This is a genomic window from Rhodovulum sp. 12E13, from assembly GCF_003340565.1.
In the GTDB taxonomy this organism is placed as follows: Bacteria; Pseudomonadota; Alphaproteobacteria; order Rhodobacterales; family Rhodobacteraceae; genus HLUCCA09.
Genome location: NZ_QPLK01000017.1, coordinates 1 through 14,447, shown reverse-complemented (window position 1 = coordinate 14,447; position 14,447 = coordinate 1). Strand labels below are relative to the sequence as shown.

Annotated in this window: 10 protein-coding genes, 1 tRNA gene and 2 pseudogenes; 7 read left to right on the top strand and 6 right to left on the bottom strand. The window is 69.4% G+C overall.

The features are described from left to right. The first annotated feature begins 50 nt into the window (after positions 1 to 50). Positions 51 to 1,316, top strand: a complete 1,266-nt coding sequence (locus tag DLJ49_RS21815) for a hypothetical protein (protein WP_115394259.1) — start codon at positions 51 to 53, stop codon at positions 1,314 to 1,316. 146 nt (positions 1,317 to 1,462) lie between these two features. Continuing rightward, on the top strand, positions 1,463 to 3,982 hold the full coding sequence (locus tag DLJ49_RS14430) for a glycosyltransferase (protein WP_115394258.1): 2,520 nt from the start codon (positions 1,463 to 1,465) through the stop codon (positions 3,980 to 3,982). Positions 3,983 to 4,188: 206 nt separating this feature from the next. Here DLJ49_RS14430 and DLJ49_RS14425 read toward each other — a convergent pair whose 3' ends face one another. Beyond that, positions 4,189 to 4,611 (bottom strand): FCD domain-containing protein, encoded by a 423-nt coding sequence (locus DLJ49_RS14425; protein ID WP_158547476.1) that lies wholly within the window; start codon positions 4,609 to 4,611, stop codon positions 4,189 to 4,191. A 223-nt stretch (positions 4,612 to 4,834) separates the two neighbouring features. On the opposite strand from DLJ49_RS14425, the gene DLJ49_RS21810 reads away from it, so the two are divergent. Next, positions 4,835 to 5,302: a YgjV family protein gene (locus DLJ49_RS21810; protein ID WP_158547475.1), complete on the top strand. Its 468-nt coding sequence runs from the start codon at positions 4,835 to 4,837 to the stop codon at positions 5,300 to 5,302. Here the strand turns inward: DLJ49_RS21810 and DLJ49_RS14415 are convergent. Further along, complete coding sequence (locus DLJ49_RS14415) at positions 5,197 to 6,813, bottom strand: ABC transporter substrate-binding protein (RefSeq protein ID WP_115394334.1); 1,617 nt, start codon at positions 6,811 to 6,813, stop codon at positions 5,197 to 5,199. The two genes, DLJ49_RS21810 and DLJ49_RS14415, sit on opposite strands and share 106 nt — an antisense overlap. A gap of 264 nt (positions 6,814 to 7,077) precedes the next feature. Between DLJ49_RS14415 and DLJ49_RS14410 the strand changes: the two genes are divergently transcribed. From DLJ49_RS14410 to DLJ49_RS14400, 3 genes are read left to right on the top strand one after another with little or no spacing between them, the layout of a single operon-like run. After that, on the top strand, positions 7,078 to 8,058 hold the full coding sequence (locus tag DLJ49_RS14410) for an ABC transporter permease (protein WP_115394256.1): 981 nt from the start codon (positions 7,078 to 7,080) through the stop codon (positions 8,056 to 8,058). Then, complete coding sequence (locus DLJ49_RS14405; RefSeq protein ID WP_115394255.1) at positions 8,055 to 8,972, top strand: ABC transporter permease; 918 nt, start codon at positions 8,055 to 8,057, stop codon at positions 8,970 to 8,972. The genes DLJ49_RS14410 and DLJ49_RS14405 overlap by 4 nt, the downstream gene beginning before the upstream one ends. Next, positions 8,962 to 10,632 carry an ABC transporter ATP-binding protein gene (locus DLJ49_RS14400; RefSeq protein WP_115394254.1) on the top strand — a complete coding sequence of 557 codons (1,671 nt, stop codon included), beginning with the start codon at positions 8,962 to 8,964 and terminating at the stop codon, positions 10,630 to 10,632. Before DLJ49_RS14405 ends, DLJ49_RS14400 begins: the two co-directional genes overlap by 11 nt. 258 nt (positions 10,633 to 10,890) lie before the next feature. Here DLJ49_RS14400 and DLJ49_RS14395 read toward each other — a convergent pair whose 3' ends face one another. From DLJ49_RS14395 to DLJ49_RS14380, 4 genes and pseudogenes are all read right to left on the bottom strand, one after another. Continuing rightward, entirely contained in the window at positions 10,891 to 11,517 is a 627-nt protein-coding gene (locus tag DLJ49_RS14395; protein WP_233489043.1) for an IS5 family transposase, read from the bottom strand. A gap of 201 nt (positions 11,518 to 11,718) precedes the next feature. Continuing rightward, positions 11,719 to 12,760 (bottom strand): annotated as a pseudogene (locus tag DLJ49_RS14390) (IS110 family transposase). Between the two features lie 92 nt (positions 12,761 to 12,852). Continuing rightward, a pseudogene (locus DLJ49_RS14385) lies at positions 12,853 to 13,317 on the bottom strand (transposase); the annotation flags it as partial. 123 nt (positions 13,318 to 13,440) lie between these two features. Next, positions 13,441 to 13,516: transfer RNA gene (locus DLJ49_RS14380), tRNA-Thr, on the bottom strand. A gap of 254 nt (positions 13,517 to 13,770) precedes the next feature. Between DLJ49_RS14380 and DLJ49_RS14375 the strand changes: the two genes are divergently transcribed. Then, positions 13,771 to 14,447 (top strand): IS110 family RNA-guided transposase (locus DLJ49_RS14375; RefSeq protein WP_115394253.1); only part of this gene is annotated, 677 nt, incomplete at its 3' end.

Here is a 14,447-nt window from a genome sequence, read left to right as displayed (position 1 = left end):
CTCGGCCGTGGCCAGAACGGGCCCGGCTCAGAGGGAAAGGGGCGCGCAGGATGACCGCGCTGAGCGACACGAAGATCGACCGGCATGCCCGGACGCGGGCCGCGCGCAAGGCCAGGGCAGCCAGGCGGCGCGGGGGCGATACGGGGCCGGAAACGCAGAACGCCTGCACCGCCAGCGGCCCTGAGGCCGAGGCCGAAGCCGAAATCGCTGCCGGCACCACCGGCAGCGACGCTCGCCCGCCGGCAGCCGAGGGCGCTGCGCCAGACCTCCCTGCACCGGGCGCCGGCGCCGCCGCGCCGGCATCCGCCGCCCCGCCCCATGATGGCACCACCCACGACGCCGCTGCCGGGGCGCCTGCCCCCGCGGCGGGGGATGCCGGCGACCGGGGGCCTGAGTGCGCCGCCGCCGCAGCCGGCGCACCGGTGCGCGGCGCGCCCGCGGGGCGCCGCGGCACGCTCCATCGCCTTGACGCCCTCGAGACCGAGCTGACCGAGGCCGCAGATCGCGTCGCCCTCTTCGCCGACCGGGGCTTCGCCGCACGCCTTGGCGACCGGCTCGAGACGCTCTGCCGCGGTCGCCAGGTGCTCTCGCTCGACGTGTTCGACACGCTGCTGCTGCGCGATGGCTCGTCGGAGCTCACGCGCTTTCACGAGATCGCGGATCGCATGGCGCACGTCGCCGCCGATCGGCTGGGGCGCGAGGTGCGCACCGTCGACGCCCTCGTCGCCCGCCACCTCGGCACGAGGGCGACCTATCGCGCCGCACCCACGGCGCAGGGCTGCCGCGAGGGCTCGCTGACGGAGCTGCACCGCACGGCCAGCCGTCTGCTTGCCGGCGACGATCGGCTCACCGAGGCGTTCGTCGCCGCCGAACTCGACGTGGAAGAGGGCCGGCTTTCGCCCAACCCCGCGCTTCTCGCGCAGATCGACCGGATGCGCGAGGCAGGGCGGAAGGTCGTGCTGATCACCGACATGTACATGCATGCCGAGCACGTCGCAGATCTGCTCGCGCGCCATGGAATCGCCCCCGACCGCTACGATCGCCTGTTCTCGAGCGCCGATACCCGCGTCTCGAAGGCCTCGGGCTTGATCTTCCCGCTGGTCGAGGCGGCGCTGGGCCTGCCGCCCACCGCCTTCGTCCATGCCGGCGACAGCATGCAGGGCGATTTCGCCCAACCGGCCCGCCGGGGATGGGCGGCGCTGCATCTGCCGCTCTCGCGCGCAGAGCTCGTCGCCCGCCGCACCTGCCACATCGCCAGCGCCCGCGCCCTCGACGAGGCGCACGCGATCGCCCTCGACATCGCCCTGCCCCGATGACCGACCGCCCCCCTCGCCGGACCGAGCCCCCGATGCAGACGACGGAAAGACCCGACACGGCCCACGCCCCCCCTCCCTCTCCGCGCCCGGCCGGTCGCGGCGTGGCGGAGCCAGACGGAGGAGGGGGTGAAAGCACACCCGCGCTGGTGCAAACCCTTGTCGAGACGGCGATCGGCCCGGTCCTGCACCGCTGGCTGCTCGCGCTGGAGCAGCACGTCGCCTATTTCGACGACGGCGATACCGCCTTTCTGTACTGCGCGCGGGCGGGGGTGCGCATCCGCCGCCTGTTCGACGGGTATCTGGCCGGGCGCGGCCGCGCCCTCGGCGACCGTCACGCCACGCTCTGGTGCTCGCGGGTCGCGCTGTGCAAGGCTCTGTACGCCCGCGTACCGGAGACCGCCGCCGCCCTGATAGCGCGCGAGTTCCACCACCGGCCGCTCCGCGAGGCCGTGGCAGGCCTGCTGCGGAACGCGCCCGACAGGCTGGACGCTCTCGACCTTTCGGCGGCGGAACTCGACGCACCCGGGCACACGTTCCAGACGTGGCTCGAGGCCGGCGGCCCGGCAGCGCGCGCCCTGACCGCGTATTTTGCCGAAACGGGCGACGCCTTCGACGTGGCGCTGGCCAGCGCGGTAGGGGGCGCGCGGCGCGCCGTGCTGATCGACAGCGGCTGGCAGGGCAGCGCGCAGAGCCTGCTCGCCCGCGCCTTTCCCGAGACGGAGTTCCACGGCCTCTATTTCGGGCGCATCCTGAGCGGGGCGCACGACCCGGCCATCGCCGACCGCGTGATCGGCCTGATGTTCGAGGCCGAGGCCTACGACCCTGACCGGCCTGAGACGGCTCTGGCGCTGCACCGCCACCTGATCGAGTCGCTGCTCGAACCGAACGGCCCCTCGATCGAGGAGGTGCCGGGCGGCCCCTGCGACGCCAGCGCCCGCGCCCAGATCGCGGCCTGCGCGCACGAGACCGTCTCGCCCCTGCACGACGCTCTCTTCCTCGCCGCCGAGGCGTGGATCGAGGCCCGCGCGGGCGATCCGCCCGCCGCGGTCATGGCCGCCGCCCGCGCCGCGCTGCCACGCCTCGCCCGGCTGATCGTTCATCCAAGCCGGGAGGAGGCGCTGGCGCTCGCCGGCAAGCCACGCTCGGCGGATTTCGGCAAGAGCCTCGTCGTCCCGGTGCTGGTCGAGCCTGGTGCGACCGGGTCTGCGTCGGGGGCCCTGCCGGCTGACGGGCGCGTGCCGCCCGACGCGGTCGACGTCGCAGCCGGGGCGGACCACCCGCACGCCCGCATCGCCCGCTCGCTCTGGCCGCAGGGCCAGATCGCGCTAGAATACCAGGGCGTCTTTGCCCGCGAGATGCAGCTGCAGGCCAGCGGGATGGCCGACAGCTCCGCCTATTTCGACCCCGAGGCGGCCGCCGCGCCCGCGCTCGCCCCGGGCGAGGGCGCCCTCGTCTCGATCATCACCCGCACCAAGAACCGGCCCCTCCTGCTGGCCCGCGCGGCCCGGAGCGTGGCAGCCCAGAGCCATGCCGCGGTCGAATGGATCGTGGTCAACGACGGCGGCGACGAGGCTCTGGTGCGCGAGGTGCTGGCCGCCTGCCCGGTGGACCGGCGCCGCATCCGCCTGGTCTCGAATGCGCACAGCCTCGGGATGGAGGCCGCCTCGAACGAAGGCATCGCCCATGCCACGGGCCGCTACCTGCTGATTCACGACGACGACGACACGCTCCACCCCGACTTCCTCGCCCGCACCGTGGGCTTCCTCGAGGGGCCGGGCGGGGGGCGCTACGGCGGCGTCGTCACGGGCTCCGACCACGTCAGCGAAGAGATCCGCGGCGACGCGGTCATCGAGCACGACCGCCGCCCGTACCTGGAGTGGGTACGCAACATCCAGCTCGCCGAGCTCCTCGCGCAGAACCTCTTCCCGCCCATCGCCTTTCTCTACCGGCGCTCCGTCTACGACAGGATCGGCGGCTACAACGAGGAGCTTCCGGTGCTGGGCGACTGGTATTTCAACCTCGAGTTCGCGCTGACCTCCGACATCGCCGTGCTGCCGGAGCGGCTCGCCTTCTACCACCACCGCGACCACGGCGATTCGTCGAAGCTCGCGCTCTACGCCAATTCGGTGACAGGCGGGCAGGCCAAGCACCTCGAGTTCGCCTCGGTCATGCGCAACATGTTCATGCGGCGGCGCGGCCGGGCCGACCCCGTCGCCGCGAGCGCCATCGCGGGCTATTACGCCACCGACATGCGCACCCGGCTCGAGCGGATCGAGGCACGGCTGGCCGAGGCCGCGGCCCCGCCGCCGCCCGACGCCGAGCAGACGCGCCGCGCCACCGACGAGATCGACCGGCTCTGGGCCATGAACGGGCTTCTGTCTCGCGCCGCCGAGCGCGGCGCGGCCGCCGCGCAGGTGGCCCGTGCCCTCGGCACCGGGGCGACGCTAGACGATCTGCGCGCGATCCTGCGCGACGTGCGGGTGCCGATCGCGCCGCATCCCTTCTTCGACGAGCGCGCCTACCTCGCGGCCTACCCCGACGTGGCCGCGGCCGTGGCTGGCGGGCACTTCGCCTCGGGCTACGAGCACTTTCTGCTGCACGGTCACGAAGAGGGGCGGACGCGGCCAGATACTGCGCCGGCCCTGGAAGCGCCGGCGCCTCGCTGAGCAATGCGCTGGTCGCGGCTTTTCTCTGGGGGTCGACGGCTTCCCGGCTGCGGAGCATGGCAGGGAGAACGGTGACGCGGCGGCGTGCGAGCGCGATGATGGCCTGGCTGTGATGGTTCCCCTCGACGTACAGGCATCGCGGCGCGTGGCGCTCTTGCCTTCCCTTGGGCGTGGGCCGGAGAGGATGGCAAATGTGCCGAAGCCGCTCACGGAGCCCCGCGCTGCACGCCGATCTTGGCGGTGATTGCCGCCGCAGTTGCCTCGTTGTGGGTGACGAGCCGTTCGGCGAGGTCCAGGCGGGCGCGTGCGGCCATCGCCGCCATGATCCCTTCATGTTCGGCCAGCGAGGCGCGTACGCGGGCCGGATCGTCGTTGATGCGGTGGCGCGCGCGGGGGATGTTCTGCTGAAGCCGCGTGTACACCTTCGGCAACCCGGCATTGCCGGCAAGCTCGGCGAGCCTGAGGTGGAACGCCTCGTTCAGCTCGGCATAGCCTTGCGGGGCCTCGGCCGCCTCGGCGGCCACGAGACGCTCATGCAGGCGCTGCAGATCGGCAATATCGGCGTCGGAGGCGCGCAGCGCCGCGTTCAGACCGATGACGTGCTCGATGGCGCCCTTCGCCTCGAACACGTCGCGCAGCCGTACCGGATCCAGCGGTGCGACCGTCGCCCCGTGGTTGGGCTGGACCAGGACCAGCCCCTCTACCGCCAGCGCCTCGAGCGCCTCGCGCAGCGGCGCGGTCGATCGCGTTCGCGCCGCTGAGGCAGCTCGCGCTCGCCGAGACGGGGCGGGCGCTGACGCAGCTGATCATCGACGGCGGCCTCGTGGTCGAGGACAGCCGCCCGCCCCGGGCGTGAACCTGGTGACGGCGCTGCGCAACTCCTGCGGTATCAGGTTCCGGTCCGCCAGGCTGGCCCTCGCCTTCCCGCGCTTCTACGTCGCCGCGACCGCGATCGGCTGGACCAGCGCCTGGGACCTGCTCCCTCTGGCGGCCGTCCTTGCCGGCATCCTCGCGGTCTTCCATCTCGAGGGCCTTGCCGCGCGTGGCGGGTTCTTCACCGGCAGTCTGCTCTGGGTCATCCACAACGCCCACGTCGGCTCGATCGCCGGCATTTTCGCCCTGCTCGCGGATGCCGTCGACGCGCGGACGCCACGCCCGGGGCACCCCCCGGGCGTGGCGTCCGACCGATCACCCGCCTGCCCCGCAGGGCGACGTCAGGATGCCATCCACCAGCGTTCGGAGGCCTTGTTGCCGTCGTTCTCCCAGTTGGAGGCGACGTTCTCGCCATGCGTCACGTCGGGGCCCTTGCCCATGACGTAATTGGCGAACATCGGCACGATCGCGCCGCCGTCCTCGTGGATGAGCTTCTGCGCCTCGAAATACATCTCGGCGCGCTTGCTCTCGTCGAGCTCTGCGCGGGCCTCGACCACGATGTCGTTGAAGCGATCGGCCGCCTCGGTGTCGCGCCAGGCGGTGTCGTTCCACTCGCTCCCCTCGACATAGGCCGAGGCGAACATCCAGTCGGCGGTCGGTCGGCCGCTCCAGTAGCAGGCGCACCAGCCCTTCTTGTTCCAGACGTTCGACCAGTAGCCGTCGCTCGGCTCGCGCACGACCTCGATCTCGATGCCGGCGACGGCGGCCGAGGCCTGAATCAACTGCGCCGCGTCGACCGCGCCGGCGAAGGCCGCGTCGGAGGCCGAGAGCTGGATCGGCCCCGAATGGCCCGACTTCTCGTAGTGGAAGCGCGCCTGATCGGGGTCGTAATCGCGCTGGGGCAGATCGTTGGCCGCGAAGGGCACGATGGGCGAGATCGGGTGATCGTTGCCGATGGTGCCATAGCCCAGCAGGATCTTGTCGACCAGCTCCTGCTTGTTGACGGCGAGCTTGAGCGCCATGCGCAGGTCGAAATCGCCGAAGGGCGCGGTGTCGAGCCGCATCGGGAACGTGTAGTGGAGGTAGCCCACCAGATCGAGGATCTCAACGCCCGGCGCCCGGCTGAAGAGCTGCACGGTCTTGGGGTCGACCCGGTCAATCAGGTGCACCTCGCCGTTGAGCAGGGCGTTCTGGCGGGCGGTCACGTCGATGATCGACAGCACCTCGACATCGTCGAACCAGGCGGCGCCCTCCTTCCAGTAGTTGGGGTTGCGGCTGGCCAGCACGCGCACGCCCGGCTCGAAGCTCTCGATCGCGTAGCCGCCGGTACCGATGCCGCTCGTCGGGTCCACCTCGCCGTTCTCGGAGGGCATGATGAGCAGGTGGTAGTCGGAGATCAGGAACGGGAAGTCGGCGTTGGGGCTCTCGAGATCGAAGATCACGGTCAGGTCGCCGTCCTTGCGGATCTCGGTGATCGGCGCGACCACGCTCTTCGCGGCCGACTTGGAATCCTCGCCGCGGTGGTAGTTGATCGAGGCGATCACGTCGTCGGCCGTGAGGGTCTTGCCGTTGTGGAACTCGACGCCGGGGCGCAGCCGGAACACCCATGACCGCCCGCCGTCGAGCGGCTCGTAGCTTTCGGCCAGCTCGGGGCGCAGCACGTTGTCGGGGCCCACCTCGGTCAGGCAGTTGCCCCAGAGATAGCCCATGTGAGTGGTGAAACCGTTCTCGTAGGTCGAGGGGTCGAGGCTGTCGGTGGTCGAGCCGTGCGCCATCCCGATCTTGAACGAGCCGCCGCGGCTCGGCGTGGCGGCCTCGACGCGGGTGGCCATCGACATGGCGGCGGGAATCGCGACGCCGGCAGCGGCGAGGGCGGTGATGAAGCCGCGGCGCGAGAGGCGGCCCTGCGCGTAGGCGGCCTCCTGCTCGGCGATGTAGCGGGTCTTGCGATCGGTCATGTTCGTTTTCCCTGTGCTGCCCGGTTCGAAGCCGGTGATGTCGTTTTTCGACCAGTGCGGGCGGCAGGGGTCGCCGCGCCGCGTCATGCGCGGCGAACATGCCAAGAGGCGAGCCGCGAGGCAACGATTTCGGCGCGTCGCCCAGCGAGGCTTCGATGAACAAGCGTTTACAAGCGCAACCGCGCTGGCCTAGGGTCTGATCTCGACGCATAACAGGCGTGCGACAAAAGCGACATCGCACCAGGACAGGGGAGGGGCGCACGGGTGCATCCTGTCGTCTCCATCGTGCTTCAGCGTCTCGCGCTGGGGCTCATGACGCTCTTTTTCGTCTCGGTCATCATCTTCATGGCGATCGAGATGCTGCCGGGAGACTTCACGCAGGCCGTGCTGGGCCAGGCCGCGACCGAAGAGACGGTCGCGGCCTTCCGGCGCGAGCTGGGTCTCGATCAGCCCGCCTACATCCGCTACGTCCAGTGGGTCGGTGGCGTGGTTCAGGGCGATTTCGGAACGTCGTTCTCCGGCCGCGCCTCGAGCGGGGTGGATCGCTCGCGCGAGGTGGTCGACCTGATCGCGCCGCGGCTGGCCAACACGCTGTTCCTTGCGGGCATAACGGCGGTGATCGCGGTGCCGCTGGCGCTGGCCCTGGGCATCACGGCGGCGCTCTGGCGCGGCTCGCTCTACGACCGGGCGGTGAACGCCACGACCCTCTCGACCATCTCGATGCCCGAGTTCTTCGTGGCCTACGTCCTGATCCTGTTCCTCGGCTCGCTCTACCCGGTGTTTCCCTCGCTGGCCAATGTCAGCGCCGAGACCCCCTTCTGGGAGCGGCTCTATCGCTGCGCCCTGCCGGCGCTGACGCTGACGCTGGTGATCGTGGCGCACATGATGCGCATGACGCGCGCCGCGATCATCAACCTGCTCGCCTCTCCCTATATCGAGATGGCCCGGCTCAAGGGGCTGTCGGCGACACGGGTGATCCTGTTCCACGCCCTGCCCAACGCCTGGGCGCCCATCGTCAACGTGATCGCCTTCAACCTCGCCTACCTGATCGTGGGCGTCGTGGTGGTGGAGGTGGTGTTCGTCTATCCCGGCATCGGCCAACTGATGGTCGACGCGGTGACCACGCGCGACATCCCCGTGGTGCAGGCCTGCGCGCTGATCTTCGCGGCGACCTACATCCTGCTCAACCTGCTGGCCGACATCATCTCGATCGTCACCAACCCGAGGCTGCTGCACCCGCGATGAGCGAGAGCGAGGGATATTCCGCCGCCGCCGAGGTCGGCGCCGTCCGGATGCGCCGGAGCTGGCGCGAGCGCGCGTGGATCGAGTTGAAGAAGGCGCCGTTCACGGCGTGGCTGGGGCTCGTCATCATCCTCGCCTACATCTTCGTGGCGATCTTCGCGCCGTGGCTGGCGCCCTATGGCGAAGCCGACGCGCAGTTCGGCGCCTACGAGCCGTGGTCGGCCGCCCATGTCTTCGGCACCGACCAGATCGGGCGCGACATCCTCTCGCGGCTGATCTACGGCGCGCGCAACACCATCGGCATCGCGCTGGCGACGACGCTGCTGGCCTTCCTGATCGGCGGCAGCCTCGCGCTGCTGGCGGCGATCTCGCGCGGCTGGGTCGACCAGGTGCTGAGCCGGGCGGTGGACGTGCTGATCTCGATCCCGTCGCTGATCTTCGCGCTGATGCTGCTGTCGATCTACGGCTCGACCACGCTGTCGCTCATCGTGATCATCGCGGTGCTGGACTCGACCCGTGTCTTCCGCCTGGCCCGCGCGGTGGCGATGAACGTGGTGGTGATGGACTATGTCGAGGCAGCGCGGCTGCGGGGCGAGGGGCTGGGCTGGATCATGCGGCGCGAGATCCTGCCCAACATCATGCCGCCGCTCGTGGCCGAGTTCGGCCTGCGCTTCTGCTTCGTGTTCCTGACCATCGCGGCGCTGTCGTTCCTCGGGGTGGGCATCCAGCCCCCCACCGCCGACTGGGGCTCGATGGTGCGCGAGAACGCCTCGCTGATCCAGTTCGCGCAGTTCGACATAAAGGCGGGCATCACGCCGCTCCTGCCGGCGGCAGCGATCGCGATCCTGACCATCGCCGTGAATTTCGTGGTCGACTGGTTCCTGATGAAGACGAGCGGACTGCGCGATGAGCACTGAAGGGAACCGGGCCGAGCTGCTGCTGGCGATGCGCGGGGTGCGCATCGACGGCTTCGCCGACGAGCGCTGGCACGAGATCATCAAGGGCGTCGACCTGACGCTGCACAAGGGCGAGGTGATGGGGCTGATCGGCGAGTCCGGCGCCGGCAAGTCGACGCTGGGCCTCGCCGCGATGGGATTCGCCCGGCCGGGCTGCCGCATCTCGGGCGGCGAGATCGTCTTCGACGGGATCGACCTGATGCGCGCCTCGGAGCGGCAGAAGCAGCGCCTGCGCGGCTCGCGCATCGCCTATGTGGCGCAGTCCGCCGCGGCGGCCTTCAACCCGGCTCACACGCTGCTCGACCAGACCTTGGAGGCGACCGTGCGCCACGGTCTGCGGTCGCGCGAGGAGGCCGAGCGGGACGCGCGCGCCCTCTACGCCGCGATGGACCTGCCCGACCCCGACACCATCGGCGACCGCTTCCCGCACCAGGTCTCCGGCGGGCAGCTGCAACGGGCGATGACGGCGATGGCGATGGCCTCGCGCCCCGACCTGATCATCTTCGACGAGCCGACCACCGCGCTCGACGTGACCACGCAGGTCAATGTGCTCGCGGCGATCCGCAAGGCGGTGAAGGAGTTCGACACCGCCGCCATCTACATCACCCACGACCTCGCCGTGGTGGCGCAGATGGCCGACCGCATCAAGGTGCTGCGCTACGGCGAGGAGGTGGAGGAGGCGCCGACCGGCGAGATGCTGTCGAATCCCAGGCACCCTTACACGCGGTCGCTCTGGGCCGTCCGCTCGATCCGGAAACCGGGCGAGACGAGCGCCGACCGCGTGCTCGAGATCGACCGCGTGACAGCGGCCTACGGCACGGTGGACGTGCTGCACAACATCTCGATCGGTCTGCCGCGGGGCAAGACCGTGGCGCTCGTGGGCGAGTCGGGCTCGGGCAAGTCGACCGCGGCGCGTGTCGTCACCGGCCTCCTGCCGCCGCGCCGCGGCGAGGTGCGCTTCGACGGCGTGGCGCTGCCCGCCGATCTCAAGGGCCGCACGAAGGAACAGAAGCGCCGCATCCAGATGATCTACCAGATGGCCGACACCGCGATGAACCCGCGCCAGACGGTACGCGAGATCATCGGCCGGCCGATCGCGTTCTACCATGGGCTGCGCGGCCGCGAGGTGGAGCGGCGGGTGGAGCGCCTGCTGGAGCAGATCGAGCTCGACGGCTCCTTCGCCGACCGGCTGCCCGGCGAGCTGTCGGGCGGGCAGAAGCAGCGCATCTGCATCGCCCGCGCGCTGGCGGCCGAGCCCGAGGTGATCATCTGCGACGAGGTGACCAGCGCGCTCGACCAGATCGTTCAGGAGGGAATCCTGAAGCTGCTGATGCGGCTGCAGAAGGATCACGGGCTGTCCTACATCTTCATCACCCATGACATCGCCACGGTCGAGGCCATCGCCGACGAGGTCGTCGTGATGCTGCAGGGGCGCGTGGTGGAGCAGGGCCTGAAGGAAGAGATCTTCGCCCCGCCCCATCCCGAATACACCGAATTGCTGCTGTCCTCGGTCCCGGAGATGGAGGCCGGCTGGCTGGAGCGCGCGATCGCCCGGGGAGAAGGGGGCCGTGTCTTGGACCGGCTTGCGGAAGGCGACCGGGAACGCCCGTCGCCGCGATGATCCCGCCGCCGTGACCAGGACGCGCGATGCGGCGGTCCGCGGCTCCGCAGGCCCGCCTCGGCGCACCTGATGCCGGACGGCGAGATCGCCGGGCTCGTCGCGGGCACTGCAGGTGGATCGTCTGAACTACCGCTTCGGCTTCGCCGATTTCGGGGCTTTGGAGGGTCTGGCAAGGGCGTTTCACCCGGTGAGACGGGCGCTTTCGGCGTATCTGCCGGCCGGAATGGCCGGGATTGTCGTCCGCGGGCAGACTCCGCCTCATGCGAGCAGCCTCCGTCGGACGAAGAACAGGTTGCCGAGGGCGAACAGCGTGAAGAGTTGTGCCCGGTTCTTCGCGAGGCCGCGGTAGCGCGTCTTGAGATACCCGAACTGCCGCTTGAGCACCCGGAAGGGATGTTCGACCCGCGCCCGCACCATGGCGATGATCCGGTTGATGTCCTCGTCGACGGGGTGCAGCGCGCCGCCCTTCGGCGCCTTCCTCATGACGCCCCAGAACTTGCCGGGGCCGGAGAACGCGGCCTCCCGCGTGGCGCTGACATAGCCCTTGTCGGCCCAGACCGACCTCTCCGCGCCGTGCGGGAGCGCGTCCCGGACCTGGCTGTCGTGCACCTTCGCGGTCGTCGTCTCGAGGCTGTGCACGATGCCGCTGTCAGCGTCCACGCCGACATGCGCGTTCGCCGGGAAAACGCGCCACTGGCGCCCTTTCTGATCCTCCTCACTGCCGAAATACCAGGTATCGCCCTTCTTCGTCGACGACATCTCGGGGTCGCGGGCCCTGGCTTCGTTCTTCGTCGACGCGTTCGCGATGTCTCTCGGACCATGTATGGACGGCTCCCGCGGGGCAAGGGCTCGATTTGGTTCAGGCAGTTGGTCGGTCGCGGCCATGTATCCGGCGTGTGACTTGCAGCGCTCGGGCTGCGCGCCCTGATGAAGTCCGCCGGCGCTCGGGTCCAAATCAATGGCACGCACTGGAGGGTGCTCCGGTCCGAACTGGGTGTCCCGATTGCCGTGTCGCCGTCTGTTCGGCATCACCTCACGTCGCGCCTCACCGTCTCGGTGCCGGCCGAAAACGACCGGCGTGTCCTGTCATGCCGGGTTGACCCGGTAACTCTCGCCGCTTCGGATCAGCGCCCAGACGACGCGTGCCATGCGGTTCGCCAGCGGCCGCCAATGATCGCGCCAATGGTTCGAGCAGCATTGGCGGCGCGACGACCTTCACGGGCTTTTTCTCCAGCATGCGCCAGAGCCAGTCGTCGCCCGGTCGTCGGCACCGCCGCGCGCTGATCTGCGCCATGGCCCCGAGGTACAGGAGCCGCCGGAGGTACCGGTTGCCGGCTTTCGAGATCCGTCCCAACCGCTCCTTGCCGCCGCTGGAATGGGGTTGCGGGATGAGGCCGAGCCAGGCGGCATAGTCGCGGGCCGAGCGGAAGTTATCGACCGCAGGTGTCGTGGCCGCGATCGCGCTTGCCGTGATGGCGCCGACACCCGGGATCGTCGCCAGACGTCGGGCGAGCTGATCGGTCCTCTGGGCCGCCTCGATGAGGTCGGTGACCCTCTCGATCTTCTCCTGCGTCTCGCGCAGCTGGTCGGCAAGCAGATCGACGGCCGGCCGCGCGGCGGCGGGCAGTTCGGTCGCTGCCTCCAGCAACCGCTCGACGTTGTGGATGCCTTTCGCCACGACGATGCCGAACTCGGACAGGTGCGCCCGGATCGTGTTCACCAACTGGGTGCGCTGGCGGACGAGAAAATCCCGCGTCTTGTGGTCCAGCAGCGCTGCCTGGCGCTCCGCCGATTTCACCGGCACGAAGCGCATCGTAGGCCGCGTGACCGCCTCGCAAATAGCCTCGGCATCTGCGGCATCGGTCTTCCCCCGCTTCACATACGGTTTCACGTAGGAGGGCGGCATGATCCGGACCTCGTGCCCGAGGGCCTGAAGCTCGCGTGCCCAGAAATGTGCCCCGGCGCAGGCCTCCATGCCGACAAGACAGGGCTCCTAGCGTTCGAAAAACGCCAGGACCTGACCGCGACGGAGCTTCCGCTTCACGACCGCCGCGCCGGCCGCGTCGACGCCGTGCAGCTGAATTCGGTTCTTGGCCAGATCGATCCCGATGGTGGTAGGCTGTTGCATGGACGGCTCCCTCGATGGGTCTGAAACGGCACCCAATGTGGCACATCGCGATGCCGCGAGAGGGAGCCGTCCACCCCATCAGTGGCGTTCCATCGCTCACCGTCGATGATAGTCGCGTCCACCAGCGTCCCCGAGCGCAGCGTGATCCCCTGCTCGGCGAGGTGGCGGTTCACCTCCGCGAACAGCGTCTCGGTCAGCCGATGCTTCTCCATCAGGTGGCGGAAGTTGAGGATCGCGTCCTCCGGGCTTACGCGGCGCCACTGGCGCCACGGTCCCTTCGGACCGTCCGGGATCCGGTCGTCGCCCAACTCGATGCCCGCGAAGTGCCGCATGGCGTCGCTGTCGTAGAGCATCTCCTCCGCCATCGGGTCGCTGAGCGCGTACCATTGCTGGAGAAAGTACACCCGCAGCATCGTCTCCAGCGGCATCGGCGGGCGCCCGCCCTTCGGCCCCGCCTTCGGGTAGTGCGGCGTGATCAGCGCGAGAAGGCGGGTCCAGGGTACCACCGCCTCCATCTCCGCGAGGAACTTCTCCCGCCGCGTCTGCTTCTTCTTCATCGCGCGGCGGAGGCCGGGAAAGGCGGGCTGCTTGGGAATCGGGGGCCTCCTTCGTGGTCCCGCCCAGTCTACCCCAAGCCGATCATAGAGCGGGGTTTTTCAGACGCTCCTAAGCTGCTTGAATGGTGCCCGCAGAGAGACTCGAACTCCCGACCCACTGCTTACAAGGCAGTCGCTCTACCACCTGAGCTATGCGGGCGCCGCCTAACCTTAGCACCGAAGTTCGACATCTCCGAGGGGGATTTTTGGCTTCTGCGGAGAGTCGGTGTCAACCTCCCCGCCTTGCCCGGAGGGCGTTTCTGCACCGGTTCTCTGATTGCGGTTTCTCAAGCGGATGAGCGATTTGTCCGTCCGGGCTCATGGTGAACTGATGCGGTGGATTCCCCGCCCCTGGAGCCGGAGGGCGTCACGTATGCCATGACGGTTCTATGGAACCAGGCAGAGGGTGCACCGATGAAGACGAAGATCAGCATGCTGGCGATCAACCTAGCGAAGGGAAGCTTCCAGGTCTGTGCTGTTGGGCAGGACGGGGCGGTTCTGTCCAACAGGGCGATGTCGCGAACACGGCTGGCGGCGTTGCTCGCCGAGCAACCGACCTGCGTGGTGGCGATGGAAGCATGCGCGACGTCGCATCATTGGGGGCGGCTGGCGCAGGCGTACGGGCACGAGGTCCGTCTGGTCCCGGCTGCTTACGTGAAGCCGTTTGTAAAGCGGCAAAAGAATGATCGCGCGGACGCGGAGGCCATCGCGGAAGCGGCGCTGCGCCCGACCATGCGCTTCGTGGCGGTGAAGAGCGCTGATACGCAGGCTGGCGCGGTCGCCTTCCGAACGCACCAGTGCCTCGTCCGACAGCGTACGCAGCTCATCAACGCCCTCAGGGGGCACCTTGCCGAGTTCGGCCTTGTGGCCCCGAAGGGTCCGGCCAGCCTGAAGGTTCTGGAGAATGCCATGGAGGCCGAGGCCACGGACCTACCCGATCCGGTCCGTGAGATGGGCGCGGTCTACCTCGAGCAGATCGGGAACCTCACCGAGGTGATCGAGAAGCTCGCAGCCGACCTGGAAGCAGCTTCGAAGACGGACGAGGAGCTGCGCCGGCTATGCACGATCCCCGGAATCGGCCCGGTGACTGC

What these genes read in the sequence shown, in the direction of transcription:
- DLJ49_RS14400 (WP_115394254.1), top strand. Translation starts at nt 8,962, where the DNA reads ATGAGCACTGAAGGGAACCGGGCCGAGCTGCTGCTGGCGATGCGCGGG.
- DLJ49_RS14415 (WP_115394334.1), bottom strand. Translation starts at nt 6,813, where the DNA reads ATGACCGATCGCAAGACCCGCTACATCGCCGAGCAGGAGGCCGCCTAC.
- DLJ49_RS21815 (WP_115394259.1), top strand. Translation starts at nt 51, where the DNA reads ATGACCGCGCTGAGCGACACGAAGATCGACCGGCATGCCCGGACGCGG.
- DLJ49_RS14405 (WP_115394255.1), top strand. Translation starts at nt 8,055, where the DNA reads ATGAGCGAGAGCGAGGGATATTCCGCCGCCGCCGAGGTCGGCGCCGTC.
- DLJ49_RS14395 (WP_233489043.1), bottom strand. Translation starts at nt 11,517, where the DNA reads ATGGCCGCGACCGACCAACTGCCTGAACCAAATCGAGCCCTTGCCCCG.